This is a genomic window from Streptomyces sp. NBC_00344, assembly GCF_036088315.1.
In the GTDB taxonomy this organism is placed as follows: domain Bacteria; phylum Actinomycetota; class Actinomycetes; order Streptomycetales; family Streptomycetaceae; genus Streptomyces.
In genome coordinates this window covers 887073-912871 of record NZ_CP107996.1, presented here as the reverse complement: position 1 = coordinate 912871, position 25799 = coordinate 887073, and the positions used below count along the sequence as shown (strand labels likewise).

Here is a 25799-nt window from a genome sequence, read left to right as displayed (position 1 = left end):
AGGGGGAAAGGGACGTGGACTCGTACCTGAGCCTGCCGGAGGTGGAGGCGCTGGCGCGCACTGCGCATGCTCAGCAGACCGACAAGGCCGGTGAGCCGTATGCCGTGCACCTCGCCGCCGTGGCGGACGGTGTGGCCGCACGCGGAGGGTCGCAGGACCAGATCGCCGCCGCCTGGCTCCATGACGCCGTCGAGGACGGGGCGCTGTCCCGGGAATGGCTGGACCGGGCCCCGCTGCCGGACGCCGTCAAGGATCTGGTGCTGGCCATGACGAAGCGCGCGGGGGAGGGGCCCGAGGCTTACGCGGCTCGCATCCGCGCCGTACCCGGCGCACTGCTGATCAAGGAAGCCGATATCGCGCACAACGCCGATCCGCGGCGACTGGACGTGCTGGACCCGGCCACCAGGGAGCGGCTGACCGCGAAGTACGCCCGGATGCGGCTGTTGCTGGGGCTCGCCGGCGGCTGATGCCCGTGCCGGCCGGACGGGCGCCCCCGGGCGCGGGCCGGCCGGAGCAGGCCTGCCGGGGGCGGTGCCGCACGGATCAGAACGGGAGGTTGAGCCAGGGGCTCGCCGGGTCCGTCATCAGGATGCGGTGCGGGGTCAGGGCCGAGGAGTACATGTGGCCGAACGACTCCTCGTCGAAGCGGAGGACCCGGCCGAGCATGTACCCGGCCGAGAACTCCTGCCACGACGTATAGGTCCTGCGGCACAACTCCCCGGCCCGGACCGTCACTTCCGCGACCTCGGCCTGCTCGGCGAAGCGGGCGCCCAGGCCCCAGCGGGCGTAGTTGACCGCACGGCCGTAGTCGTAGCCCAGCGCCGAGGTGACGAAGCCGTCCGGCGGCAGGATCCCGTCGGCGCGGAAGCGGGCCTCGTAGCGGACGATCTGCCCGATCACGGCGACAACCTCACGGATCTCGGGTTCGCCGGCCCCGCGTGCGCTCAGAGCATCGACGGCCACCCCCTGCCAGACCTGCGGGTCGGTGTGCGCACCGGGATGACTGACGGCGAGTTCGCGGCGCACCGTGAGTGCGAACTCCGGTTCCGGCGGGCTGTTGCGGCCCTGCAGCAGGTAGGACAACTGTGCCTGCCAGCCGGCCCGGTCGGTGGTGCCCCAGGAGTCGCGCAGCACCTCGGCATCGTCGAGGTAGTCGACACAGACGTCCCCGATGTCGTTCCAGAACACCTGGCGGTGCACGGCCAGATGCGTGCCGCAGGCAAGGCCGTGGGCGAGCGGGCCGTGCAGGGGACCGGTGTACTTCGTGATCAGCGCGTCGTCGTCGTGGCCGCGTTGCGGAACGTCTTTCTTGACCGCCTTCCACTTACGGCGCAGGCGGCGGGCGTCCGGGAAGCAGGCTTCGGTGGGTGTCCCAGGATTGACGAGCAGGCCGTTGTGGTCTCCACCCCACCACTCCTCGGCCGGGAGCGGCAGCGGCAGCGGGCAGGCGACGACGTGGGGGCGGCGGGGAAGCAGTTCGCCGCGGGTGAAGACGGCGAAGTACTCCTTGCCGTCAGGCGCGCGATGAGGGAGCCAGTCGGTCACCCGCTTCTTGCTGTCGACCTTCTCCCGGAGCGCGTACCCGAGTGTGTCGGCGCCCAGCAGGACGCGCAGGTATCCGTCCCAGTCGCCCCGTGACTTTGCTTCGAAGAGTGCCCGCTCGACATCTGTCGGCGGTATCCAGGCGGGTGTGGCGCCTGCTGATCCTGTGGTCGGTGTCCCCATGAGAGGTAGATCGTAATGAAGCAACCCGACGCAGTGAGCCCTGGCCCCGGAAAGGGACGCCCTCACGTTCTGTGCGCCCAGGGCGTCTACCGGGTGTGAGGGGCGGTTCGGGCCTCCTCAGCACAGCAGGAAGGAGAGCGCCGCCATGACAAGCACGGCTGCATCCACGGCCACGGCCCGGCAAAGGTTCCGAAGATCGTTCTCAGAGGTGATGCGTTCAAGCGGCGCCTTTGGCGGCTGCTTGAGGACATTCCCCACGGCGAGGCCCGGACCTGCGGCGACTTGGCGCGGCAGCTCGGAGATCCGGCGCGCGTCCGGGGGGCCGGCGCGGCGGACGGACGCAATCCGTCGTCCGCGATCGTTCCGTGTCACCGTGCGGTGGGAGCCGACGGCAGCCCGGTCGGCCGCGCGGGCGCTCTGGACCGCAAGCTCTTCGTCCTGGTTCGAAGAGCCGCCCAGGACGAAGAAAGCACGGCGTTTCCGAAGCAGAGCCTCACGTTCCGGGCCGCTGAGACGTTTACAGGATGTGACCATGCAACCTTTCGAGCAGATCGTGACCGACCACGGGCCGGTGGTCCTGCGCGTATGTCGTGCCGTGCTGGGGCCGCAGGACGCGGAGGACGCCTGGTCGGAGACGTTTCTGGCCGCCCTGAAGGCGTATCCCGACCTGCCTCAGGACGCGAACGTCGAGGCGTGGCTGGTGACGATCGCCCACCGCAAGGCCATCGATGTGACTCGAGCCGCCGCGCGCAGGCCTGTGCCGGTGGACGAGCTGCCGGAGCGTCCCTCTCGCAGCGGACGGCCCGAGGACTGGGACGGCGACCTCTGGAACGTGCTGCAGCAGCTGACGTCCCGCCAGCGTCAGGTCGTCGCCTACCACTACCTCGCCGGCCTTCCCTACAAGGAGATCGCTGTGATCTGCGGCGGCAGCGTGGAAGCCGCGCGCAGAGCGGCGGCCGACGGGATCAAGGCGCTGCGCACCATGTATCCCGCGGCCGACGACACAAGCGGCGAATCCGCAGTCGCGGCTGCTGATGACCACAGAAAACTCGAGTCCAGATCGACCGACCGGAGGGGAGCACCCCGATGATGACCGCATCCGAACCAGAGGTCGGGCGCCTGTTCGCGCCGCTTCCCGACCAGGACGAGCAGGCGATGCAGCGTCTGCACTCCCGGCTCGCGGGCCACGCGCAGCGCGAGGGTGTGCTCGACGTCGCCTACACCACGCTGGACACCCCCGTCGGGAACCTGCTGCTCGCCGCCACTGATCAGGGCCTGGTCAGGGTCGCCTACGCCGTGCAGGACCATGAGCTGGTCCTGGAACAGCTGGCCACCGGCATCAGCCCCCGCATCCTGCGGGCACCGGCCCGCCTGGACGAGGTACGACGGCAGATCGATGAGTACTTCGGTGGACAGCGCACCCGCTTCGAGCTTCTGCTCGACTGGCGCCTGTCGAAGGGCTTCCGCCGCGAGGTCCTTCACCACCTGCCCGACATCACCTACGGGCACACCGAGAGCTACGCCCAGGTGGCCGCCGCGTCCGGCAGCCCCAGAGCGGTCCGGGCGGTGGGCACCGCCTGCGCCACCAATCCGCTGCCGGTCGTCGTGCCGTGCCATCGAGTGGTGCGCTCCGACGGTACGGCGGGCGGTTATGCGGGCGGTACGGAAGCCAAACACGCCCTGTTGGCCTTGGAGGCAGCAGCATGACCACCACGGAACAGAGAGCCACGGCAGATGTGTACGCCCGCCGGGTCGCCGCAGCCGACTGGGAGGCGGTCACCGAAGAGGTCGACGCTTACGGGTGCGCTCTGCTGCCACAGTTGCTGACGCCGCGTCAGTGCGCCGAACTGGCCGGAATGCACGAGGACACGGAACGATTCCGTTCCACCGTCGATATGCGGCGCCACCGGTTCGGCAGCGGCGAGTACCGCTACTTCGGCCACCCGCTCCCCGAAGTGGTGCAACGGCTGCGTGACGAGCTGTATCCACGGCTGCTGCCCATCGCCCGCGACTGGTACCGGCGGCTCGGCCGCGACGCCGAATGGCCGGACACCCTCGACGAATGGCTGAGGATCTGCCACGACGCCGGACAGGTGCGGCCCACCCCGATCCTGCTCCGCTACGAGACCGGTGACTGGAATGCCCTCCACCGGGACATCTTCGGCGAGAAGGTCTTCCCGCTGCAGGTCGTCATCAATCTGAACGCCCCGGGCGAGGACCACACCGGCGGTGAGTTCCTGCTGGTCGAGCAGCGCCCCCGAGCCCAGTCCAGAGGTACGGCGACTCTCATCCCGCAGGGTCATGGGCTGGTGTTCACCACGCGGGACCGGCCAGTGATGTCACGGCGCGGCTGGTCGGCGTCACCGGTACGGCACGGGGTATCGGCGATCAGGTCCGGCCGCCGACACACCCTGGGCCTGGTCTTCCACGACGCGGCATGACACCGGCTTCGCGACGGGCGGCGACGGAGAGGAGAAGGACAATGCCGGACGACGACACACCGGCGGGCAGCTGGTCGCCGAAGGCCCGGCGCACGGCCCCCGGCGCGCCGCCCCGGGCGCTGACGGTCGCGGAGTGTTCCGCGCTGATGCGGCTTGCCGTGTCGCGGCGGCCCCGGCCGGTCACGGTCGTGCTCGGCTCGTCCCGCGACGGAGTGTCCCGTCGGGCCGCCGGGCAGCTGGCGTTGGCCTGGGAGGAGCAGGGCGGTGAGGTGCTGGACACCGTGCACTGGCCCGAGCAGGCCGCTTCCTGGCTGCGGCAGGCCCGGCGGTTCACGGCCGGACAGCCCGACCTGTGGATCGTGACCGGTACGCCCGCCGGATGGGTGCAGATGGGGCGCCGGCTCGCGCTGTCCACCGACTGGGCTCCGGCCCGCACCCTGGCCACCGCTTCGCTCGCCACCGACGAGCTGATCGCCTGCGGGGGCATCGGGACCTTCGATCAGCTGCGCGGAGTCCGCCGCGACGGAAGCGGCTGGGAGATCGTGCGTACGCTGTTCGTCGACCGGCCCGCCATGCCGTGAACTGCCCGAAGGCGGGGACCGTGTGCTCGGCGGACGGCAGGCGGCGCTCTCTCCCGTGATGGCTGTTGCCGGGGGCTGCCCGCACCGGACGGCCCCCGGCAACGCCGGGCGGCTAGGTGCGGGGCCGGTGCCCGTGTTCCTGCTTCGGGAACCGCTGGTCGGCGCCGGGCAGGGTCGGCTTCGGCAGGGTGGCCACCTCTTCCTTCGCCTGATCCAGCTGCTCTGCCGTGTCGTCGGGCAGGCGGGGCGGACGGCGGTGGGTGTCGGAGAAGCGGAAGGCCGATGTCAGGTCGCCGAAGGTGCGGCGGCGCCACTGGCTGATGTTGGTCTCCCGGATGCCCGTGAAGCGCTCCAGGAACTGGAGCACCGAGGTGTGGTCGAAGGCCTCGCCGGCGACCCAGCCTCCCACAGTCCAGGGTGACACGATGATCGAGGGGACCCGGAAGCCGCCACCGATGGGCAGGCCCTGGACGAACTCGTCGACCGCGCCCGCCTTCGGGGTCGGCGGAGCCACATGGTCGAACAGGCCGTCGTTCTCGTCATAGTTGAGAATGAAGGCGGTCTTGGCCCACACCTTCGGGTTGGAGGCTATGGCCTCGATCTTCTGCGCCACGAAGTCCGCCCCGGCCGCGGGGAGGTAGTCGGGGTGCTCGGACTGGTAACTGGTGGGCATGATCCAGGAGACGGCCGGCAGCCGGTCGTTGCGGGCGTCGTCCTCGAAGGTGCCCTCGGGCTGCGGGCGTACGCCTCGCTCGTAGAGCTCATCGCCCGGCTTGGCGTCCTTGAAGGACTGGAAGTTCTCCAGCATGTTGCAGCCGTAGTCGTCGTCCTGCTGGTAGACCTTCCAGCTGATACCCGCAGCCTGCAGGCGTTCGGCGTAGGTCATCCACTGATACGGCTTGGGCGCGGTGTTGTTGAGGATGGGGCCGCCCTTGGTTCCGCCCGGATCTATGGTGCCGGTCATCCAGTAGAGACGGTTCGGCCAGGTGGGGCCGAAGACCGAACAGAAGTAGTTGTCGCAGATGGTGAACGTCTCGGCCAGGGCGAACTGGAAGGGGATGTCCTCGCGGGTGTAATAGCCCATCACATACGGTCCGTTGACGCCGTCCGCCTTGCGGTGCGCCGGCAGCCATTGGTCCATCCTGCCGTTGTTCCATGCTTGGTGCTGCACCGACCAGGCATGGCTGGTCGACGGAATGGCCTGGGCGCTCGTGGTGTGGGTGTCCAGGTGGAACGGCAGCAGATAGCCGTTGGGGTTCACCGTGTCGGGCTGGTAGAAGACCGAACGGCCGTTGTCGAGCTTCAAGGCGTCGGGGTCACTGAAGCCGCGTACGCCGGAGAGCGTGCCGAAATAGTGGTCGAAGGACCGGTTCTCCTGCATCAGCAGGACGACGTGTTCGATGTCGCGCATCGAGCCGTGACGCGGCGGGCCCGCCGCTACGGCCTTCTGCACGCTGGGCGGGAGCAGCGACAGGGCTGCCGCTCCGCCCACGGCGCCCGCCGCTGATCCAAGGAGTCTGCGTCGCGTCAAATCGGCCATGAGCGTCTCCTTCTCGAGCTCGTTTCGGCCCGGGTGCCGGGCCGATCCGCACTCTTCAGGGCGGACGGTGTGTGGCGGAGGATGGATTTGATGAACATGCGGCCAATGGGCAGCAAGCGCTTCACCAAGGGCCTGAGCCGGTCGGGGGCAGTTGCGGACGCCGAGCGGCGAAGACGTCAACGAGAGATCACATTCCGTAGCTTCGCCGGAGTTGTGATCATCTATGCACTGCTGTCGGTCGTTTGTGATCACTGAAAAGACACGGAGAGTTCTCAAAGGCAGGAGAAGCGTCACCACGCTTCCTTATAGTGGGCACGCGTTGATCGTCCGGCCGCAACGCGTGAAGCCGTCGCCTCAGGAGTCCGAACGATGACGAGTCCAACTTCCTCCACGCCCACGTCCGGTGGCGGCTGCCCGGTGCGTATCGGGTCCGAAGCGGTGCCGCTCAGCGGGCCCGGATTTCACGTCGACCCCACCGGCCTCTACCGCGACATGCGTCGCGATCACGGTCCGGTGGTCCCGGTCGAACTGCCGGGTGGATTTCCCGCCTGGCTGGTCATCGGCTACCGAGAAGTCCACCAGGTCACCAGCAACCCCGAGTTGTACCCCCGGGACGTCGGGCTCTGGAACCAGTGGGAGCACATCCCCGACGACTGGCCGCTGCTGCCGATGGTCGGGCAGCCGATGCCGTCGATCTACTTCACCGCCGGGGCCGAACACCGTCGGCACTCCGCGATGGTCGTCCCTGCTCTGGAGAACGTCGATCCCTTCGAACTGCGCAGCCACTGCGAACAGTTGGCCGACCGGCTGATCGACGGGTTCTGCGACCGGGGTAACGCCGACCTGGTCGCCGACTTCGCGGTGCTGCTGCCGGTGCTGGTACTCGCCCGGCTGGTCGGCTTCCCGGACGGCGAAGGGCCGCAGATCGCCCGGGTGCTGAACGCCCTGGCCGATGGTGGGCCCGGCGCGCAGGAGGCTCACCGGCGGTTCGGCGAGCACATGCAGAACCTGCTGGCGGTCAAACGCGCCGTGCCGGGCAACGACATCGCTTCCTGGATGCTCGCGCACAAGGAGCCGTTCACCGACGAGGAATACGTCCTTGACCTGATGGCCGTCACCGCCGCCGGTCATCTGCCCACCGCCGACTGGATCGGCAACTCGATCCGGCTGATGCTCACCGACGACCAGTTCGCCGCCGCACTCTCCGGCGGCCTGCACAGTGTCCCCGAGGCGATGAACGAGGTCCTCTGGGAGGACACCCCGACCCAGATCCTCGCAGGGCGCTGGGCGGCCCGGGACACCCGGCTCGGCGAACGGACCGTCAGGTCCGGTGACATGCTGCTGCTCGGTCTGGGAGCGGCCAACACGGACCCCCTCATCCGGCAGCAGCTTTCGCTCACCGGCCTGCCGGGACAAGGCGGCAACAGCGCGCACATGTCGTTCAGCCACGGCGAATACCGGTGCCCCTTCCCGGCCCAGGAGATCGCCGAGACCATCGCCCGCACCGGCATCGAGGTGCTGCTCGACAGACTGCCCGATCTCGATCTGGCGGTGCCCGCCGATGAGCTGGTCCGGCGCCAGTCCTCCTTCCTGCGGGGGATGACATCGTTGCCGGTCCGATTCACGCCCGTACGCATGACAGGAGATCTCTCGTGAACTGTCCTCATGCCGCCGCCGCCCCCGCCACCGGCCCGGGTACCGGGACGCTCGTCATCGACCCGATGGTCCAGGATCTGGCCGGCGAGACCGCGCAGCTCGTCGCCGGCGGCCCGCTGGCCAGGATCGAACTTCTCGGTGTACCGGCCTGGACCATCACCAGGCACGCGGAGGCACGCGCACTGCTCACCGACGCGCGCCTGGTGAAGGACCTCGACGCGTGGGGACTCTGGCGCAGCGGGGTGGTGACCCGGGCATGGCCGCTCATCGGCATGATCGATGCGGGGCGTTCCATGTTCACCGTGGACGGACCCGCCCACCGCCGCCTGCGCACCAAGACCGCGCAGGCGCTGACTCCCCGCAGACTCGAGGAGATGCGCCCGGCCATCGAGCAGCTGACCGATGAGCTTCTGGACACGCTGGCCGAGCGTGGCGCCGACGGTGTCGTGGACCTCAAGTCGGTCTTCGCGCAGCCGCTGCCGATGCGGGTGGTCGGCAGCCTGATGGGGGTGGACCGGACCGATCACCCCCGCCTCGAGAAGGCGTACAAGGCCTTCTTCTCGATGCTCACCCCGCACGAGGAGCGCATCGCGCTGCTGGAGGAACTCGACGTCTTCTACACCGAATTGGTGCGTGAGAAGACGGCGAGACCCACCGACGACCTGACCAGCGCGCTGATACTCGCCGACGAGGGCGGGGAGCCGCTCACCGAGGAGGAGGTGGTGGGCAATCTGAAGGCGATGGTGGCGGCCGGGCACGAGACCACCATCGGGTTGATCATCAACGCGGTGCAGGCGCTGCTGACCCACCCGGATCAACTGCGCAAGGTGCTGGACGGCGACATCCCGTGGGAAACGGTGATCGAGGAGACCCTGCGCTGGGACACTCCCACCACCCATCTGCTGATGCGGTTCGCCACCGAGGACATCCGGGTGGGTGACGGTGTCATCCCGAAGGGCGATGGTGTGGTCATCTCCTACCGGGCCATCGGTCACGACACCGGCCAGCACGGCCCGGAGGCGGGGGAGTTCGACGTCACCCGGAAGACCCCGATCCGTCATATGACCTTCGGCCACGGCCCGCACATCTGTCCCGGCGCCGGCCTGTCGCGGGTGGAGGCCGGGATAGCCCTGCCCGCGCTGTTCGCACGATTCCCGCGGCTGAGGCTCGCCGTGCCGGACGAGGAGATCCGCAATCTTCCGGTGATGACCCAGAACGACAAGGAGTCCTTCCCCGTTCTGCTGCACGGCTGAGGCGCACCGGATGTCCGGTGCCACCCGGCGGTGGGTGGCACCGGACACCGTCGCCGTTCAGCGCTCGGACGGTTCGCGCGGGGCGCGCCAAATCCGGGTGCACACACGGCGCCGGTGTGTGAGGATCCCCGTATGCAGATCACCCGAAAGGCCCATGGGGCGTAACAGCCCGGCGCGGGTCCGCTCCGCGCGGACGCCGATACGCCCCGCCACCCGTACGGTTGCCGACCATCTCGACGCGGCCGCGCAGCGCGATGTCATGGCTCTCGAACGGTCCTCGCTGGGACCGGGGGCCGTTGCTCTCGCCCTGCGGAGCTGGAAGAAACACGTGCACGGCCCCGCGCGGCAGGTGAGCGTGGTGGCCGACGGCTGCCCCTGCTGTCACGCCGGATACAGCCGGGACGTACTGGAAACCGCCCTGCGCGCGCTGCCCCGCGGGAGCGCACGGCAGCTCAGGGCGCTCGTCCAGCCACTCGACGAGACGTTCCTCGCGCGGACCTGGCCCGACCCGACGGCACCACTGGACCGGCCCTGGTGGGAACGCCGCTCCTAGGGTCCTTTCGTCTGGATCAGGGTACGCAGGCCCGGCAGGATCCAGACGAGAGGCACTGGGCGCGCAACTCGGGCCGCGCACGCACAGAACCCGCCAGGACGGGGGTCCGGCGGGCTCTGTGCGTTGCGTGGGGCGCGGGCCGATCACCGGCCCGGGAGTCCCGGACGGGCCGTCAGTTCACCGGGGCGGTGGACCGCGCGGCCGTGCCGTCCCGGCCGCGCTCCGCTGCGGCGTCCGGTACGAGCAGCCGCTCCGCGAGATGCCCGAAGACCAGCCCGAAGGACATCCACAGGACCAGCTGAATGGCGAGTGCCGACAGGCGGAACTGCCAGAGCAGCGTGGCGGGGAAGTTCTTCGGCACCTCGTTGATCGCGGGCAGGAACGCGTACGCGAGACCGACGGCCACCAGGAAGGCGGCTGAGGCGACGACCGTTGCGTTCCAGTTGCCCAGACGCGGTGCGAGCCGTCTGCCGAGGATCACCGCGGCGACGGACAGCAGCACGCTGAGCACGATCATCAGGAAGTACAGAGTGGTGCGCTTGCCGATGGTGCCGGGGTCGCCGACGGACGGCGGATTGGCCGGGTACTTCAGGAAGGGCACGGCATAGACGGCCACCAGTGCGCCCGCCGAGATGAGCGCGGCTGTCGCCCTCGGACCGAATCCACCGATCCGGCCGAGTGCGAAACAGAACGCCAGAGCGGCGATACCGCCCACCGCCACACCGAAGATCAGGACGCCGGTCGCCAGCCCGGCTGTGGACTGCAGCGAGCGGCTCACCACTTCCATTTCGTGCTCATGGCTGTGGGCGTCCTCGAAGGCGATGGCGGAGTCCACCCGTGGCTCACCGAGCAGATAGGCGGTCACCAGGGCCAGCAGACCGGCCACGAGGCCGGCCAGCATGCCGCGTACGAGCAGCGCCCGTACAGAGATGGAGTTCATGAGGCTGGTCCCCCGGACGTCAGTGGCAGGGGAAACCGAGCAGATGGCGGCCGTCGTGCACCCATTCGTGTACATCCGTACCGGAGATGAGCGAGGTGGCACCCTGCTCGGCCCCGACGAAGTACAGCAGAACGAGCATGAGGATCCCGAAGAAGGCCGCCCAGGGGGCAATGGCCTTGAGGGAGATGGGGGTGATGGCCGGAGTGGCAGAGGTGCTCGCGCTAGGAGCAACGGAGTTTGCCATGGCAGAACCTCCTGGGGAACACGCGTCCCGATCGTGGTGCCTGAGACGAAGGTGCTGGGTCTGACTTCCCGAGAGGTACGGGTTCACAGTGGCGCGACCGTGCCGGATTTGCACCGGACTTCCGTCACACCGTCGTCATGTCCACGTGACCGTACCGCTTGACGGTCCGCTCCGCTACGGTGCCCGGCCGCCGGGACCCCGCGGCACGAGGCCTCAACTTCCATGATCTGCTGGGTTTATCGGGGCCCTACGACGCGATGGGCGCAGGCATGACAGTACGAGTGATGTTGGTCTCACCGGCCCGGAACGCCGCACTGCGTGAGGTCAGATTCGATGACGAGGGACCGCTGGACGAGGCGGGTGCCCGCAGGGCCGGGGAGGCTGCCGGTGCGCTCCCGGGGGCCGACCGGTATCTCAGTGCCCCGGCCGTGCGCTGTCGGCAGACCGCCACTGCGCTGGGACTGCCGGCGGCGCCGGAACCCGCGCTGAGCGGCTGGGACTTGGGCCACTGGCGGGGCAGGACCCTGCAGGAGCTGAGCGAGGAGGAGCCGGAAGCGGTGGCCGCGTGGCTGTCGGACCCGTTGGCGGCGCCGCACGGCGGTGAGTCGCTGGACGGGCTGCGGGAGCGGATCGGCGGCTGGCTGGAAGGTCTGGAGGCGGCAGGCGGGCGCTTGCTCGTCGTCGCCGACCCCGCGGTGGTGCGGATCGCCGTGGTGCATGCCCTCGCACTCGGCACCGAGGCGTTCTGGCGGCTGGATGTCGCCCCGCTCACCCTGACCGAGCTCAGCGGCCGGGCCGGGCGGTGGAACCTGCGATGCGGACGCCCGCTGGAGACCTGAATCACTCCGGATGCGCACCGTGCGCCGCCTCTGCGGGAATCATCGCCGTTCATGACACGCTGAACACCTCGTACCACATCAACACGGGCAGGGGCAGGACGTCATGGGTGAGCTGATTCTCGTACGCCACGGAGAGACCAGCTGGAGCCGCACGATGAAACACACCAGCTGGACGGATCTCCCGCTGACCGGGTTCGGTGAGGACCAGGCCCGCGCGGTCGCTCCTCTGCTTGCCCGGCGGCGTATCGCGCTCACTCTCACCAGCGGCCTCTCCCGAGCCCTGCGTACCGCCGAGCTGGCCGGGCTCAGCCCGGCGTTCCTCGACCCGGACCTGCACGAGTGGGACTACGGCGCGTACGAGGGCATCACCACTGCGGAGATCCACCGGGACCGTCCGGACTGGGACCTGTGGACCGACGGTGTCGCCCCCGGTCCGGCGGAGCACCCCGGTGAGAGCCCCCAGCAGGTCGGTGAACGTGCCGACCGGGCGCTGAAGACCATCGACACGGCCCTGCGCGACGCCGACCTCGACGGCCGGGGCGGCGATGTCGTCGTGGTCGGTCACGCACACTTCCTGCGGGTCCTGACCGCGCGGCGGCTCGGTCTGCCGGCCTCCGCCGGAGCGCTCTTCCGCCTGGACACCGCATCGGTGAGCCGGATCGGAACCGAGCACGACCGCCCGGTCATCGCCGCGTGGAACGAGACCCCCGCTGTCACGGCGTGACGGCGTTCACCCCCGCCGTGGTCTCCACCTCGAGCAGCGAAGCGCTCTGCCGTTCGGCCTCGAAGGCCGCATGGCCGCCGCGCAGTCCGAAGAGCCGCTTGCCGAGCAAGATGTACAGCACCGCGAGAATGTTGATCGTGAGGGTGGCGATCTTCAGCCAGCTGACCTTCTCGGTCAGCTCATAGACCTCGAGCGGCAGGAAGACGGCGGTCGCCACCACGGTCAGGTACTCGGCCCAGCGCTTCGCGCGCCACAGCCCCACACCCTCGACGATCTCGATGAGCGCGTAGACCACCAGCAGCACCGCCACCAGCACCAGCGTGGAGTGCTTGTACCCGAAGGTCTTCTGGATCGTCCCGACGACGGGGGAGTGGTCCAGGTCGTAGTGGAAGTGGCGGAACACCGGGCGCAAGACGTCGAGGTTTTCGTCGAACAGCCTGCGCACCGAGTCCTGGCTGTTGCTGAACTTCCACACGGCGACCGCGACCAGCACGATGAACACCCCGCGCAGCGCCCGCTCCACGGCGAGGAAGCGCAGAATGAATATGTCGCGCAGCACCTTGCCCCGCGGCACCAGCGGGGCCTGGTCCGCCGGCCCGGAACCATGCGGGTCACCGAGCGCGAAATCTCCGCACCGCAGACAGCGCCAGGCCTCGCCGAGACCCGTCGCGGCGCGCAGTCTCTCCCGCAACTCCGGTTCCTGCGGGGCATACGTGACGTGCCCCCGCCGTGCGCACGTCCGCCGGTCCCAGTCGATCTTCATTCTTGGTTCCCCTGTGATTACCCGGACACCGCCTCGCGCGGATGGCCGCACAGCATGGTAGGCGCCGGGCAGCGGGCCGCGAACGGCGAGTCCGTGACGTCCCGGGGGGTGACGCCTGAAGTCCGTGGAAGGCGAGGGGCACATCCGTCACGCGGGCAGCGTCGTCCTCATGTCACGCAGGACAGGAGAGGAAGATTACCGCCAACTCCACCTGGGCATGGGAACTTCTGCTCAACGGTGAACCGGTCCCTCCGGACCGCCCCGCAGCGTGGACCTGCCGGGATACTCTCGAAATCCGTTTAGGCAGCAGGGGAGGAACGATGGGGTCCCGGATGGCACGCCCGGATACTGTGCCCCTGCTGGAGCGGGAGAGCGCAATCGCGCCGGCCGCGGAAGCGGTCGAAGCGCTGTGCGGGGAGGAGGCCGCGGGAGGTCTGCTCATCTACAGCGGCGAGGCGGGCCTGGGCAAGACCGCGATGCTCGACGCGGTGCGCGAACTCGCGGCGGGCCGGTGCACGGTGTGGTCGACCCGCGGTGGTGAGGCGCTCACCTCCGTCCCCTTCCATTCGGTTCGTCAACTCCTGCAGCCCGCCCTGACGGTGCGCACCCCCGAGCAGTGCGGGGATCTGCTCGGCGACCGGTACGACATCGTGGGACCGGCCCTGGGCATCGCCCCGCCCAGTGCGCAGCACACCGACCCGCAGGGTGTCCGGGACAGTCTTGACGCGGTGGTCGCACGGCTCGCCGCCGTGTACCACCCGCTGGTCCTGGTGGTGGACGACGCACACTGGTGCGATCTGGAGACACTTGCCTGGCTGGCCGCCTTCGCCCAGCGCCCGGGTTTTCCGGTGCTCATCGTCCTCGCCTACCGCACCGGGGAAGCCGTCGGCGACACCGTGGAATACCTCCGCAGGCTCGAATCCGCCGCGGCCCAGTGCGTTTCGCTGCGGGCGCTCACCCCTGACGCGATCGCCCGGCTCTCGAGGACGGCCCTCGGTGAGCACGCGGACGATCCCTTCTGCCGTGAGGTCTGGGCCGTCACCGGGGGCAATGCCTACGAAACCGTGGAACTGCTCGCCAGGGTGCGCGATGACGCGCTCGATCCGGTGGAGGACTCCGCGGGTGCGCTGCGGGCCCTCGGTGCGTCCGCACGCGGCTCGGGCCTGATCGCGCGGCTGGAGGATCTCGGCACGGCAGCCACCCGGTTCGCCTGGGCTGCGGGGATCCTCGGCACCGACATCTCGTTGCGGCTTGCTGCCTCCCTGGCGGGGATGCCGCCCGCCGAGGCCGCCGAGTGTGCGGAGCGGCTCCGCGCCGCCCGCATTCTCACCGGCACCGACCCGATGGAGTTCGTCCATCCGCTGATCGCCGGCGCGGTCTACCGCGCCGTGCCCGCGGCCACCCGGACGGCGATGCACGGCAGGGCGGCCTGGGCGGTCACCATGGCGGGCAGGGGCGCCGCGGCGGCCGCCCGCCACCTGCTGCAGGTCCATCCCGATGACGACCCCGAACTCGTGCAGCAGCTGAGGGAGGCGGCGGCGGAGCATCTCGCGGTCGGTGCACCGGACGCGGCCAGGCGCTGTCTTGAACGAGCCCTCACCGAGCCGCCGCTGCCGACGGTGCGCGCCCACGTGCTGTACGAACTCGGCTGCGCCACCCTGCTGACCTCACCGGCCACCACGGTCGGTCATCTCAGGGCGGCGCTCGCGCAGCCGGGTCTGGACGGGGACGTACGGGTGGACGCGGTCTTCCGGCTCTCCCAGGCGCTGACCCACAACAATCAGCCCAGGGAGGCGTCCCAGGTGGCTGCCGCCGAGGCCGAGCGGACCGAACCCGGGCCCGCCCGCCGCCGGCTGCAGAGCGCGCATTTCCTCTGGGAAGGTGTGCAGGCCGTCGAGGAGGACGGTCCGGGGCGCTCCCGCCGTCTCGCCGCCATGGCCGACGGGCTCAGCGGCGCGGACGATTCCGAGCGGATCCTGCTCATCCTGCGGGCCTTCGACGCCACCGCCCGGGGCGAGAGCGCCGAGGAGATCGTCGAAATATGCGACCGTGCCCTGGTCAACGGCGGGCTGGCGCCCGGCACCGGCTGGACCAGTGCCGAGTGGGGGTTCGAGCCCGCGGCGCTGCTCGGCCTCTCGTACGCCTTCGCCGACCGGCTCGACCGGGCCGAGAGCCTTTTCGCGGGAGCACTGCGCTCGTTCCGCACGGCCGGCTGGAGCGGTGGTCATCTGTCCTTCGCCAACGCCCTCATCGGCTATGTCCAGCGCCGGCGCGGCCGGCTCGTGGAGGCCGAGAACTACCTCCGGGAGAGCCTGCGTCTCGCCGAGCGGGTGGGCAACGGCATGCCGCTGAACTGGGACGCAGCCTGCATGCTCATCGACACCCTGCTCGCCAGGGGGCGGGTGGACGCGGCGGTCGAAGTCGCCGACCGTTACGGATTCGCCCCTCCCTATCCGGCTCCGATCGTGATTCCCGACGCGCCGTCCGTCCGGGGGCGGCTGCTGCTGGCGCAGGGACGTACCAAAGAAGCCGTGGCCGAACTCGAGTCCGCGGGCGAGATACTGAAGGTGCGCGGCCGTCACAACGGGATCATGGCTCCGTGGGCCGGAGATCTGGTGCGGGCTCTGGCTGTTGAGGACCGTCCCCGTGCCGTCGAGCTGGTGGCGTACGTGCGCGATCGCGCGGAGCGGTTCGGCACGGACACCGCCATCGGTGAAGCGCTGCGGATCGCCGCTGTGCTGGAGACCGGGCAGCGGGCGGTGGAACTGCTCGGCGGGGCGGTGGCTTATCTCGAAGCGTCGCCGTGTGCCTATGAACACGCTCTCGCCCGGGTGGAGTTCGCGATCGCGGCGCGCTCAGGGCCCGATCTGCAGCGCGGGCTGGCACTCGCCGATGCCTGCGGCGCCGACGGCCTCGTGGCCCGGGCCAGGTGGGCGGCCGAGTCGGCCGGACCGCTGGGCTGACGCCGATCTGCCCTCATCCGGGGCCAGTTGACACGTATGTTCGGTCACTCCGTGTGTTTGAACGGCGGCTGACTGTGTAAAACCGGCGAGTCTATTCCTCCCGGACGCCTGCCGCACAGGGTTGGGAGAATATGCCGTCGCGGTGATCTGATCGGGCTACGCTCGCTCATTGTGAGTTGAGATGACATGTATTCATGCACTTGTTCCCACATGTCTTGATAGTTCGATTCTCCCCACCGTCAACTGCCAGAGGGATCACATGGTTCGCGTTGAGGCGCCTCCAACCGATCGGACAGCGCCGCTGGTTCGCGCGCTGCTGCTCTCCGTCGTATCGACGTCGGCAGCCACCGCCGTCGGTGCGATCGCGGTGAACCGAGCCGCCCGGATACCACTTGTGTGGGCCGGAGCGGTGGCGACCCTGGTGGTCGCCCTGCTCGTCGTCGAACTGGCCCGCCGCGGGGCGGCGTCCCGCACGCTGCACCGGGTGTACGGCGAGCGACTGTCCTTCCTGGAGCGCCGGCTCGCCGCGCACGACGCGGAGACCGTGAGGCTCGCCAAGGAGCTCATGCCGGCGGCGATCCACCGTCTCAAGCACGGTGAGTCGCCGCAGGAGGTCATGCGGATCCTGGTCGACGACAACGAGATGTACCGCGACCTGCCGTCCGCGCAGCGCGAGATCCTCTCCTCCCTGCTGGAGATCGTGGACGACGAGGAATCGCAGCGCGAGGGAGCGCAGTTCGCCTTCGTCGGCATCGCCCGCAGGGTCCAGGCCATCGTCCACCAGCAGGCCGCTGAACTGCGGGCGATGGAGGAGGACCACGGGCGGCAGCCCGAGGTCTTCGACGACCTGCTCCGCCTCGACCACGGCAACGCCCTGATCGGCCGTCTCGCGGACAGCATCTCGGTGCTCGGAGGTGCCCGCCCGGGACGCCAGTGGCCCAAGCCCGTACCGCTGTTCAGCGTGTTGCGCGGCGCGATGTCCCGGATCCTGGAGTACCCGAGGGTCGATCTGCACTCCATCGCCAAGGTCGCCATCGTCGGACCGGCCGTGGAACCGCTCATCCACGCCTGCGCGGAACTCCTCGACAACGCGACCAGGTACTCGCCGCCGCAGACCCGCGTCCATGTCACCGCCGTCGAGGTGCAGACCGGAATCGCCATCGAGATCGAGGACGGTGGCGTCAGCCTCAGTGAGGAGGCCCGTAAGCGCGCCGAGGGCATGCTGGCCAAGGCGCAGGCCGGAGTCGACCTGAACGACCTGGGGGAGTCGCCCCGCCTCGGCATGGCGGTCGTCGGCCGGCTCAGCCAGATGTACAACCTCAAGGTCGCCCTGCGGCAGTCCGCTTACGGCGGCGTCCGTGCGGTCCTGATCGTCCCCCGCGAAATGATCACCACGGGCCCCGCTCCCGGTATCGCTCACGGGATCGGCGCTGCCGGACAGCCCCGCACCGGTGACACCGGTATCGGCGCGTTCGCGGACCGCATCCCCTCGCGGGCGCCCCGCAAGGCCGCCGCACCGCAGAAACCGAAGAGCCCGGTGCCCGTTGCGCTGTCGATGGAGGACGACGTACCGGTGGTGACCGAGTGGACCCCGAACGGACTGCCGCAGCGTCGCAGCCGTCTCCGCACCTCCTTCGGTTCCGGGGATGTGCCCCCGCTGGTACCCGCACAGGCGCCCGAGTCCGATCCGTACACGCCGCCCGCGCCGGAGCCCGCGGAGAAGAAGGAGGAGCCGCAGCCCGGGATCTGGCTCGAAGCATTCACCAAGGCGGCCAACGGTGTGCCGCAAGAGCCTTCGGCCGCCGGAGAGCCCGGCGACTCCAGGGACAAGGGGGACCTGACGTGATTCAGCAGCTGGGCAGCATGGACTGGATGCTCAAGGAGCTCGCCGACGGTGTCCCCGGGATCCAGCAGATCGTGGTGCTCTCCGCGGACGGCCTGCGCATTGCCCGGCACGGTGGCGATCCGGACGGCGCCGACCGGCTCGCCGCAGCCTGCGCCGGGCTGCAGAGTCTCGCCGCGGCCGTGGCCACCGAAATCCCGGGCAGCGACGGCAAGATGCGGCTCGTGGTCATCGAGATCACCGGCGGCTTCTTCTATCTGATGGCGGCGGGCATCGGCTCGTATCTCGCGGTGCTCACCGACGAACGGGTGGACGCGGGACTGGTGGGAGCACAGATGCGCGACATGGTGGTGCGGATCGGAGCCCATCTGGCCAGCCCGCCCCGGCATGACGGGAAGGCCGGATGACGTCCCCGCCCCGACGAGAACGCCGCAAGAGCGATCCCGACTCGGGGGACCCGGAACGGCTCTACGTCATCACCGGTGGCCCGGACGGGGCCGAGCGCGCGTCGCTCGACCTGGTCACCATCGTGGTGGCCCGGGCCGACCCCTCCCCGACAGTGCAGCCGGAACAGGCCGCGATCGTACGGCTGTGCAAGTCGCCGTTGTCCGTGGCCGAGATCTCCGCCTATCTGCGACTGCCCTTCAGCGTGGTGACCGCGCTGCTGACCGATCTCCTCGCGGCCGAACTGGTCGAGTCGCGCGCGCCCATCGTCCGCGCCGCGCTTCCCGACCGGGCCCTTCTCGAAGCGGTGATGCATGGACTCCAGAAGCTCTGACACGATCGCCGGCCCCCGGAGCGAAGACGTTCTGCCCGACACCGCCACAGCCGCAGTCAAGATCGTGATTGTGGGCGGTTTCGGGGTCGGCAAGACGACGATGGTGCGTTCGGTGAGCGAGATCCGCCCGCTGACCACCGAGGAGACCATGACCCAGGCCGGGGTCGGGGTCGACGACAACTCCGGTGTGGAGAGCAAGACCGCCACCACCGTGGCGATGGACTTCGGGCGCATCAGCATCAGCGAGCAACTGGTGCTCTACCTCTTCGGCACACCCGGCCAGGAACGCTTCTGGTTCCTGTGGAACGGCCTGTTCGAGGGAGCGCTGGGAGCCGTCGTACTGGTCGACACCCGCAGGCTCGAGGTCAGCTTCGATGTGATCGGCCGCCTGGAGGAGCGGGGCGTGCCCTTCGTCGTCGCAGTCAACACCTTCCCCGACGCACCCCACCACCGGCTCGAGGCGCTGCGGACCGCACTTGACCTGCCCGAGGACGTCCCCATCGTGAACTGCGACGCCCGGCAGCGCGCGTCCAGCAGGGACACCTTGATGACCCTCATGCGCTATCTGCACTCCCTCGCCATGCGACGAGCCTGAGCGGGTGTCCGGCCCACAGGGCGCCGGACACCCGGGCCGTCCCCGTCCGTACGTAATTGGAGTGACCGTGACATCCCCCTTCGACCACCCGCTCGACACCGGCGGCGAGGCCGTTCCGCCGCCGCAGTGCCCGGCCCATGGGCTCGCCGGCACCGCAGGCCACGAGACCGGCGGTATCGGCGCCGGCGGGCTGCGCCGGCTGTTCGGTGCCGAGGCCGAGAACGACCCGATGGGTCTCTACGAGAAGCTGCGCGCCGAACACGGCCCGGTGGCGCCCGTGCTGCTGCACGGCGATGTCCCGGCCTGGCTGGTGCTCGGCCACGGCGAGAACCTCTACATGACCCGCACCCCCTCCCTCTTCTCCCGTGATTCACGCCGCTGGCGCGCCCTGCAGGACGGCACCGCGCCCGCCGACCACCCGCTGGCTCCGGTCTTCACGTGGCAGCCCATCTGTTCCTTCGCCGACGGCGCCGACCACGAGCGGCTGCGCGGCGCGGTCACCGATGCCATCGCGCGCATCGACACCCGCAGTACCCGTCGCTTCATCAACCGCTTCAGCAACCGGCTGGTGAACGACTTCTGCCAGGAGGGCCGGGCCGACCTGGTCAGCAGCTTCGCCGAGCATCTGCCGATGATGGTGATGTGCCAGCTCATCGGAATGCCGGAGGCGTACAGCGAGGCGCTGGTGCAGGCGGCCCGCGACATGATCAAGGGCACCGAGACCGCGATCGCCAGCAACGCCTTCGTGATGTCCTCGATCACCCGGCTGGTGACCGAGCGCCGCGGAGCGCCCCGCGACGACTTCGCCTCCCGCCTGATCGAGCACCCGGCGGGGCTCAGCGACGACGAGGTGAGCCAGCATCTGCGGCTCGTGCTCATCGCCGCATACGAGACCACCGCGAATCTGATCGCCAATGTGCTCCGTATGGTCCTCACCGACCCGCGGTTCAGGGCCCAGCTCAGCGGTGGCCATATGACGGTTCCCGAAGCGGTGGAGCAGACCCTCTGGGACGAGCCGCCGTTCACCACCATCTTCGGCCGCTGGGCGGTCGGTGACACCGAGCTCGGCGGCCAGCAGATCAAGTCGGGCGACGCTCTGATCGTGGGGATCGCACCCGCCAATATCGACCCCGTGGTGCGCCCCGACCCCCAGGCCTCCATGCAGGGCAACCGCGCCCATCTGGCCTTCAGCGGCGGGGCACACGAGTGCCCCGGGCAGGACATCGGGCGCGCCATTGCCGATGTCGGGGTCGACGCCCTGCTGATGCGGCTTCCCGATGTCGAGCTTGCCGTGGAGGAGCACGAGCTGCGCTGGACCAGCTCACTGATGTCACGTCATCTGACGGAGCTGCCGGTGCGCTTCGCCCAGCGCCCTCCGCAGGACGTCATGGTGGCACCCTCTCCCGCGGCGCTGCCGGCGCCGCGTACCGAGTGGGAGGTCACCACTCCCGCGGCGGCAGGGACGGCTGCCGCCCCCCGTCCGGTGGCGGCCCCGGCTCCGCAGGCGCCGCCTCCGCCCGCCCAGGCCCCGGCCGTGATTCCCGCTCAGCGCAGGGGATCGGCGCCGGCCCGGCTGTGGCGGTCACTGACCAGCTGGTGGCGGGGCTACTGACCTGACCATGCCGTCCGCCGTGGGCGACGGCATCGGAAGCGGGATCCCGGCAGGGACGGGCGGGATCCCGCTCAGGCGCGGGGGAGTGGCCGGACACTCTCCCGGATCACGATATGGGTGCCGAGCAGATGCCGCTCGGGGCCGGTGAGCTGGGCACCGTCCAGGGCCAGCCGGACCGCGGTGCGCCCCAGTTCCTCGGCCGGGATGTGGACCGTGGTGAGCCGGGGGGTCACATCCCTGGCGACCTGATCGTCGTTGTAACCCACCACCGAGATGTCATCGGGGACCCTGAGCCCGTGCTCCTGCAGGGCACGCACTGCGGCCGCCGCGCTCTCGTCGTCACCCGCGACGATCGCGGTGAAGTCCGGCCGTCCGCCGCTCTCGTCGAGCAGTGCCCCGACGATGTCGTATCCGGCTCCCCGGCCGAAGTGTGTCCCGTACACCCGGGCCGCCCCGGGGGGCAGACCGTGTTCGGCGAGTGCCCGCCGATAGCCGCTGACCCGCGCCTCGCCCGTGGTGTGGCCCGGTTCGAATCCCAGCAGCACGATGTCCCGGTGCCCCGCGCCGAGCAGATAGCTGGTGATGGCGTGCGCACCCGCCTCGTTGTCGTACTCGACGACGATCGCCGGAACATCGGGTGATGGCGCGGGCCGGCCGCACAGCACCAGCCGTGATCCCGCCGCTGCCAGGGACTGCGCGTACCGCGACATCCGGGCCCGGTACTCGTCGTCCTCGGCCACACCCCCGACCAGCACCACGGCTTCCGCGGCCTGTTCGCGCATCATCTGCACGACGGCCAGCTCCCGGGCCGGATCGCCGCCGGTCGTGCAGACCAGGCAGAGCCGGTCGCGCTTGGCGCTCTCCTCCTCCACGCCCTGCGCGACCTTTGCGTAGAAGGGGCTGGTGACCTGGGAGATCAGTACCGCGACGGTCTTGCGGCCGGCACCGGCGAGCGCGCGCGCATGCGGGTTGATGACGTAGTCGAGGTCCTTGACGGCCCGCAATACCTTGGTCCGCGCTCCGGCGGACGTCGCGTAGTTCCCCGCGAGGACCCGGGAGACGGTCGCGACCGAGACCCCGGCACGCGCCGCCACATCGCGGATGGTGACCCGCTCCCCCACCGGCACTCCCCTTGTCGTTCCATGTGTCCGGGCGTCGGCCGGGCGGCGGCGCTGTCGGCTGCCGCCCGGGGACCATACTGCCCTACCCGCTGATCAGTGGACCGCCGCGTACTCCTTCGCGAGCTCGTCGGCTGCCTGAGCGCCGCCCGCATCGCGCCACTTCCTGTAGATGGCGTCCCATTCGGAGAGCTTCCTGCGGCCGGTGATCACAGCCGATGTGCCGTCCTTGAGCATCTGGTCCAGCACCACGCCCTTCCTGGTGAGGGTGTCCGACTGCAGTCCCGCCCGGTCGTTGGGCTTCATCATCGGCATCACCTTCTGCTGCCAGGCGTGCACCCGGGAGGTGAGATCGGGCGCGCCCGGCAGGAAGAGCACGGTGGGCGCGTCGCAGAGGTAGGCGAACGGCACGTTCACCTTGTTCTCCACGAGCCCCAGCGAGGTCGCGATCGGGTTGTTCGCCTTGTCGCGCTCGAAGTGGGTTCCCTCGACGCCGTAGTGCATCAGCTGGTACTCCTCGGAACCGAACGGCGAAGCCAGCCAGTCGAGCACCCGCAGAAGCAGCTTGATGCGGCCCTTCGGCGCCTTCTTCAGGAAGGTACCGCCGAAGTAACCCGTGCTCTGCTGGTAGTTGGCCGGCCGGCCGGGCACGGAGTACGGGGGCAGCACATCGAGGGTGTACGCATCCTTGATGCCCTGCTGGGCGGGGAGCAGCGAAGCGAAGCCGTCCGCCATGGAGAGCACGGTGCCGTTGTAGAAGAGCGTCTTGATGTCGACGGTGGAGGTGGACGTGGAGTCGGGGTAGAAGTCGCCGTCCCGGTTCGTCGCGACCAGATACTCGAGCATGTCCTTGAACTGGTCGGTGCCCCACATGTCGGTGGCTCTGCCGTTCTTGATCTCCCAGTCGTTGGGCGCACCGTGCCACAGGGCATGGGTCTTGTGCCCGAAGAGGGTGCCGGACGAGGACCCCAGCGCGTACTTTCCGGGCCTGTTGGCGTGCTTGGCCACATGAGCGAATTCCGCTGCCGGCATCCCTGGTGTGTAGCCCGCCGCCTCGAACGCCTCCTGGTTGAAGAAGATCGTCTCTGCCGGCTTGGGCCGTTCGATCGGTACGCCGTAGATCCTGCCCGAGATCCGGCCGACGCCCTGCCAGGCGTAGGTGGGGATGTTGGCGAGGTTGGGGTACTCCCTGACCGCGTCGCCGGAGAGCAGATCCGACAGATCGGCGCAGCGCGACTGGACGAACTGGGCCTGGCGGGGCACCGAATGGCCGCCGCCGATATTGATGATGTCGGGGAGTTCGTCCCCGGCCACCACGGTCGCCATCTTCGCGTCGAAGTCCGCATCGGGAACGACGGTGAACTCGACATCCACGCCCAGGGCTTCGTTCATCGCGGCCCAGTACCTGTTCTGCGACGCGGGTTTGGGCGGAGTTCCGTAGGTGATCGTCAGGACCCTGATCTTCTCGCCGCTGCCGGGCTTCGCCGTCGTGGCCTTGACGAGCTTGTCCGGATAGGTGGTGTAGCCGGCCTGCACTCCGGCCGCCGTCGCGGGCAGGTCGGGCCGGGACACGGCCGCGGGTACGTAGTCCGGCCAGGGCGCCAGCTTGACGCCCTTGTTGCTGACCGATCCGCCACCGCTCGAGTCGGTGGAGCACGCGGTGAGCATCGACGGTGCCGCGAGGGCCGCTCCGCCGGCGGCGATGGAACGCAGCATGGTGCGGCGCGAGATGGGAGAGGACATGACGAGGTAACCCTTCGAGTCGGCTCTGCGGGCAGGTGATCGAACGGGGAGCGTGTGTCAGCTCTTGATGGCGCCGGTCAGCACGCCCTTGGTGAAGTACTTCTGCAGGAACGGGTAGACGATCAGGATCGGGACGGTCGCGATCACCAGTACCGCCATCTGTGTGGTCTGAGGTGCCGAGACCATGCCGGCCTCGCTCATTCCGGTGTCGGCGATCTGGGCCCCGCCCAATACATAGGTGCGCAGTACCTGCTGGAGCGGCCAGTGGCCGGAGTCCAGATAGATCGAGGCATGGAACCAGGCGTTCCAGTAGCTCACCGCGTAGAAGAGTCCGACCACCGCGAGAGCGGCCCTGGACAACGGAAGCGCGATCCGCCACAAGGTCTGCCAGTCGCCGGCGCCATCCAGCCTGGCGGCCTCGTACAGCTCTTCGGGAATCCCCTGGAAGAAGCCGCGCAGCACCACCAGATTGAAGACATTGATCAGCACCGGCGCGATCAGGGCGGTGTAGGTGTCCAGCATGCCCATCCCTTTGACCAGCAGGAAGGCGGGAATCATGCCGGGCGGGAAGAGAAAGGTGAACAGCACGAGCAGCAGTACGGGTTTGGCGCCGAAGACTCCGGGCCTGCTGAGCGCGTACGCCAGGAAGGTGGTGCAGGCGAGCGAGAACAGGGTGCCGGCCAGAGTGACGCCGATACTCACGCCGAGTGCCCTGGTGACGATGCCGCCCTGCAGGATCTGCTGGTAGGCGCGGACGGTGGGGTCGGTCGGCCAGAGGACCCAGCCGCCGTTGTCCACCACCTCCTTGTTGGAGGCCAGACTGGTCGAGATGATGACGAGGAAGGGGACGAGGACCAGGGTGACCAGGACGACGACGGCCAGCGCTTTGCCGGCCCGGGTGAGTGGCCTCGGCTTCTCCATCCAGGCCGGACGCAGGGCAGCACTCATGAGTAGATCCCCTGCTCTCCGAGCCGGTGGGCGACCTTGTTGGCCGCGTAGACGAGAAGTGCGCCGACGACACCCTTGAACAAGCCGGCCGCGGCGGCATAGCCGGTGTCGCCACCGACCAGGCCCTGCCAGAAGACGAAGGTGTCGAGGATCTCCCCGGCCTCCGGGCCGACCGACTGCCGTTGCAGCAGCATCTGTTCGAAGCCGACGGAGAGAATGTCGCCGATCCGCATGATCAGCAGCAGCACCACGACCGGCCGGATCGATGGCAGCGTGATGTGCCAGAAGCGCCGCCAGGGCCCCGCTCCGTCGATGGCGGCCGCCTCGTACTGCTGCTCGTCCACCTGCATCAGCGCAGCCAGGAAGATGATCGTGCCCCAGCCCGAGTCCTTCCAGACGACCTGGGCGACGACCAGCGGTCTGTAGGCGTCGGGATTGCCGATGATGTCGACCGAGTGCACCCCTGCATCGCCGAGCACCGTGTTCAACAGGCCGGTGGCACCCAGGACTTGCTGAAACAGCGCGACCACGATGACCCAGGACAGAAAGTGCGGAAGATAGACCACGGACTGCACGAACCGGCGCGTCAGCTCGGATGTGAGGCTGTGCAGCAGCAGGGCGATGGCCAGGGGCACCGGAAAGAAGAAGACCAGCTGAAGCACGGCGATGGCCACGGTGTTCCAGGTGGCGTGCCAGAACGCCCCGTCGGAGAACAGCCTGCTGAAGTTGTCGAAGCCCACCCAGGGACTGGTCCAGAGGCCGTCGAAGGGAATGTACTCCTTGAACGCCACCACATTTCCGGCAAAGGCGCCGTAGTGGAAGACGAGGAAGTAAGCGAGCCCTGGGACCATCAGGAGAACCGGAGTGCGACTGCTGTGGAACCGCTTCCACCACCCAAGGACGGGTCGTTGCGGGCCTTCTGACGGCTCTGTGGGCTCAG

25 protein-coding genes and 1 pseudogene are annotated in these 25799 nt (G+C 69.3%); 17 read left to right on the top strand and 9 right to left on the bottom strand.

Translation table 11 applies throughout. The features are described from left to right. Nucleotides 1–14: 14 nt before the first annotated feature. Nucleotides 15–467, top strand: coding sequence for an HD domain-containing protein (locus OHS16_RS04185; protein ID WP_328535788.1), 453 nt, complete (start codon nucleotides 15–17; stop codon nucleotides 465–467). A gap of 76 nt (nucleotides 468–543) precedes the next feature. On the opposite strand, the gene OHS16_RS04180 is transcribed toward OHS16_RS04185, so the two are convergent. Then, nucleotides 544–1725: a DUF1266 domain-containing protein gene (locus tag OHS16_RS04180; protein WP_328535787.1), complete on the bottom strand. Its 1182-nt coding sequence runs from the start codon at nucleotides 1723–1725 to the stop codon at nucleotides 544–546. A gap of 162 nt (nucleotides 1726–1887) precedes the next feature. On the opposite strand from OHS16_RS04180, the pseudogene OHS16_RS32065 reads away from it, so the two are divergent. The 5 genes and pseudogenes from OHS16_RS32065 to OHS16_RS04155 form a co-directional block, all read left to right on the top strand. Beyond that, a pseudogene (locus tag OHS16_RS32065) lies at nucleotides 1888–2106 on the top strand (methylated-DNA--[protein]-cysteine S-methyltransferase); the annotation flags it as partial. Between the two features lie 151 nt (nucleotides 2107–2257). Beyond that, complete coding sequence (locus OHS16_RS04170; RefSeq protein WP_328535785.1) at nucleotides 2258–2815, top strand: RNA polymerase sigma factor; 558 nt, start codon at nucleotides 2258–2260, stop codon at nucleotides 2813–2815. Next, entirely contained in the window at nucleotides 2812–3432 is a 621-nt protein-coding gene (locus OHS16_RS04165; RefSeq protein ID WP_328535784.1) for a methylated-DNA--[protein]-cysteine S-methyltransferase, read from the top strand. The genes OHS16_RS04170 and OHS16_RS04165 overlap by 4 nt, the downstream gene beginning before the upstream one ends. Beyond that, complete coding sequence (locus tag OHS16_RS04160) at nucleotides 3429–4166, top strand: 2OG-Fe(II) oxygenase (protein ID WP_328535783.1); 738 nt, start codon at nucleotides 3429–3431, stop codon at nucleotides 4164–4166. Before OHS16_RS04165 ends, OHS16_RS04160 begins: the two co-directional genes overlap by 4 nt. 41 nt (nucleotides 4167–4207) lie before the next feature. After that, a complete protein-coding gene (locus OHS16_RS04155) occupies nucleotides 4208–4747 on the top strand; it encodes a hypothetical protein (protein WP_328535782.1) in 540 nt (179 codons plus the stop codon). A gap of 112 nt (nucleotides 4748–4859) precedes the next feature. Here OHS16_RS04155 and OHS16_RS04150 read toward each other — a convergent pair whose 3' ends face one another. Then, nucleotides 4860–6287: an alkaline phosphatase family protein gene (locus OHS16_RS04150; RefSeq protein WP_328535781.1), complete on the bottom strand. Its 1428-nt coding sequence runs from the start codon at nucleotides 6285–6287 to the stop codon at nucleotides 4860–4862. 369 nt (nucleotides 6288–6656) lie between these two features. Between OHS16_RS04150 and OHS16_RS04145 the strand changes: the two genes are divergently transcribed. The 3 genes from OHS16_RS04145 (at nucleotide 6657) to OHS16_RS04135 (ending at nucleotide 9749) form a co-directional block, all read left to right on the top strand. Continuing rightward, a complete protein-coding gene (locus OHS16_RS04145; RefSeq protein WP_328535780.1) occupies nucleotides 6657–7943 on the top strand; it encodes a cytochrome P450 in 1287 nt (428 codons plus the stop codon). Beyond that, nucleotides 7940–9196: a cytochrome P450 family protein gene (locus tag OHS16_RS04140; RefSeq protein WP_328535779.1), complete on the top strand. Its 1257-nt coding sequence runs from the start codon at nucleotides 7940–7942 to the stop codon at nucleotides 9194–9196. The genes OHS16_RS04145 and OHS16_RS04140 overlap by 4 nt, the downstream gene beginning before the upstream one ends. A 154-nt stretch (nucleotides 9197–9350) precedes the next feature. After that, complete coding sequence (locus OHS16_RS04135) at nucleotides 9351–9749, top strand: hypothetical protein (protein WP_328535778.1); 399 nt, start codon at nucleotides 9351–9353, stop codon at nucleotides 9747–9749. Between the two features lie 172 nt (nucleotides 9750–9921). Here the strand turns inward: OHS16_RS04135 and OHS16_RS04130 are convergent, their stop codons facing one another. Further along, nucleotides 9922–10689 (bottom strand): CbtA family protein, encoded by a 768-nt coding sequence (locus OHS16_RS04130; RefSeq protein ID WP_328535777.1) that lies wholly within the window; start codon nucleotides 10687–10689, stop codon nucleotides 9922–9924. A gap of 19 nt (nucleotides 10690–10708) precedes the next feature. Next, nucleotides 10709–10933: a CbtB domain-containing protein gene (locus tag OHS16_RS04125; RefSeq protein ID WP_328535776.1), complete on the bottom strand. Its 225-nt coding sequence runs from the start codon at nucleotides 10931–10933 to the stop codon at nucleotides 10709–10711. A 269-nt stretch (nucleotides 10934–11202) separates the two neighbouring features. On the opposite strand from OHS16_RS04125, the gene OHS16_RS04120 reads away from it, so the two are divergent. Further along, complete coding sequence (locus OHS16_RS04120) at nucleotides 11203–11772, top strand: histidine phosphatase family protein (RefSeq protein ID WP_328535775.1); 570 nt, start codon at nucleotides 11203–11205, stop codon at nucleotides 11770–11772. A 103-nt stretch (nucleotides 11773–11875) separates the two neighbouring features. After that, entirely contained in the window at nucleotides 11876–12496 is a 621-nt protein-coding gene (locus tag OHS16_RS04115) for a histidine phosphatase family protein (RefSeq protein ID WP_328535774.1), read from the top strand. Here OHS16_RS04115 and OHS16_RS04110 read toward each other — a convergent pair. Beyond that, complete coding sequence (locus tag OHS16_RS04110) at nucleotides 12486–13259, bottom strand: DUF2127 domain-containing protein (RefSeq protein ID WP_328535773.1); 774 nt, start codon at nucleotides 13257–13259, stop codon at nucleotides 12486–12488. The two genes, OHS16_RS04115 and OHS16_RS04110, sit on opposite strands and share 11 nt — an antisense overlap. 332 nt (nucleotides 13260–13591) lie before the next feature. Between OHS16_RS04110 and OHS16_RS04105 the strand changes: the two genes are divergently transcribed. From OHS16_RS04105 to OHS16_RS04080, 6 genes are all read left to right on the top strand, one after another. Next, nucleotides 13592–16222: an ATP-binding protein gene (locus OHS16_RS04105; RefSeq protein ID WP_328535772.1), complete on the top strand. Its 2631-nt coding sequence runs from the start codon at nucleotides 13592–13594 to the stop codon at nucleotides 16220–16222. Nucleotides 16223–16481: 259 nt separating this feature from the next. Then, nucleotides 16482–18068, top strand: a complete 1587-nt coding sequence (locus OHS16_RS04100) for an ATP-binding protein (protein ID WP_328535771.1) — start codon at nucleotides 16482–16484, stop codon at nucleotides 18066–18068. After that, nucleotides 18065–18472: a roadblock/LC7 domain-containing protein gene (locus OHS16_RS04095; protein ID WP_328535770.1), complete on the top strand. Its 408-nt coding sequence runs from the start codon at nucleotides 18065–18067 to the stop codon at nucleotides 18470–18472. Before OHS16_RS04100 ends, OHS16_RS04095 begins: the two co-directional genes overlap by 4 nt. Continuing rightward, nucleotides 18469–18843 (top strand): DUF742 domain-containing protein, encoded by a 375-nt coding sequence (locus OHS16_RS04090; RefSeq protein WP_328535769.1) that lies wholly within the window; start codon nucleotides 18469–18471, stop codon nucleotides 18841–18843. The genes OHS16_RS04095 and OHS16_RS04090 overlap by 4 nt, the downstream gene beginning before the upstream one ends. Continuing rightward, entirely contained in the window at nucleotides 18824–19438 is a 615-nt protein-coding gene (locus OHS16_RS04085; protein ID WP_328535768.1) for a GTP-binding protein, read from the top strand. Before OHS16_RS04090 ends, OHS16_RS04085 begins: the two co-directional genes overlap by 20 nt. A 67-nt stretch (nucleotides 19439–19505) precedes the next feature. Then, nucleotides 19506–21050 carry a cytochrome P450 gene (locus tag OHS16_RS04080; protein ID WP_328535767.1) on the top strand — a complete coding sequence of 515 codons (1545 nt, stop codon included), beginning with the start codon at nucleotides 19506–19508 and terminating at the stop codon, nucleotides 21048–21050. 71 nt (nucleotides 21051–21121) lie between these two features. Here OHS16_RS04080 and OHS16_RS04075 read toward each other — a convergent pair whose 3' ends face one another. The 4 genes from OHS16_RS04075 to OHS16_RS04060 all read right to left on the bottom strand — a co-directional run bounded on the left by OHS16_RS04075 (nucleotide 21122) and on the right by OHS16_RS04060 (nucleotide 25710). Beyond that, on the bottom strand, nucleotides 21122–22171 hold the full coding sequence (locus tag OHS16_RS04075; protein ID WP_328535766.1) for a LacI family DNA-binding transcriptional regulator: 1050 nt from the start codon (nucleotides 22169–22171) through the stop codon (nucleotides 21122–21124). A gap of 93 nt (nucleotides 22172–22264) precedes the next feature. Further along, entirely contained in the window at nucleotides 22265–23911 is a 1647-nt protein-coding gene (locus OHS16_RS04070; RefSeq protein WP_328535765.1) for an extracellular solute-binding protein, read from the bottom strand. 57 nt (nucleotides 23912–23968) lie between these two features. After that, the gene (locus tag OHS16_RS04065; RefSeq protein WP_328535764.1) at nucleotides 23969–24859 is read right to left on the bottom strand and encodes a carbohydrate ABC transporter permease; all 891 of its coding nucleotides are present in this window, start codon (nucleotides 24857–24859) and stop codon (nucleotides 23969–23971) included. Beyond that, nucleotides 24856–25710, bottom strand: coding sequence for an ABC transporter permease (locus tag OHS16_RS04060; RefSeq protein ID WP_328535763.1), 855 nt, complete (start codon nucleotides 25708–25710; stop codon nucleotides 24856–24858). The genes OHS16_RS04065 and OHS16_RS04060 overlap by 4 nt, the downstream gene beginning before the upstream one ends. Nucleotides 25711–25799: the final 89 nt, after the last annotated feature.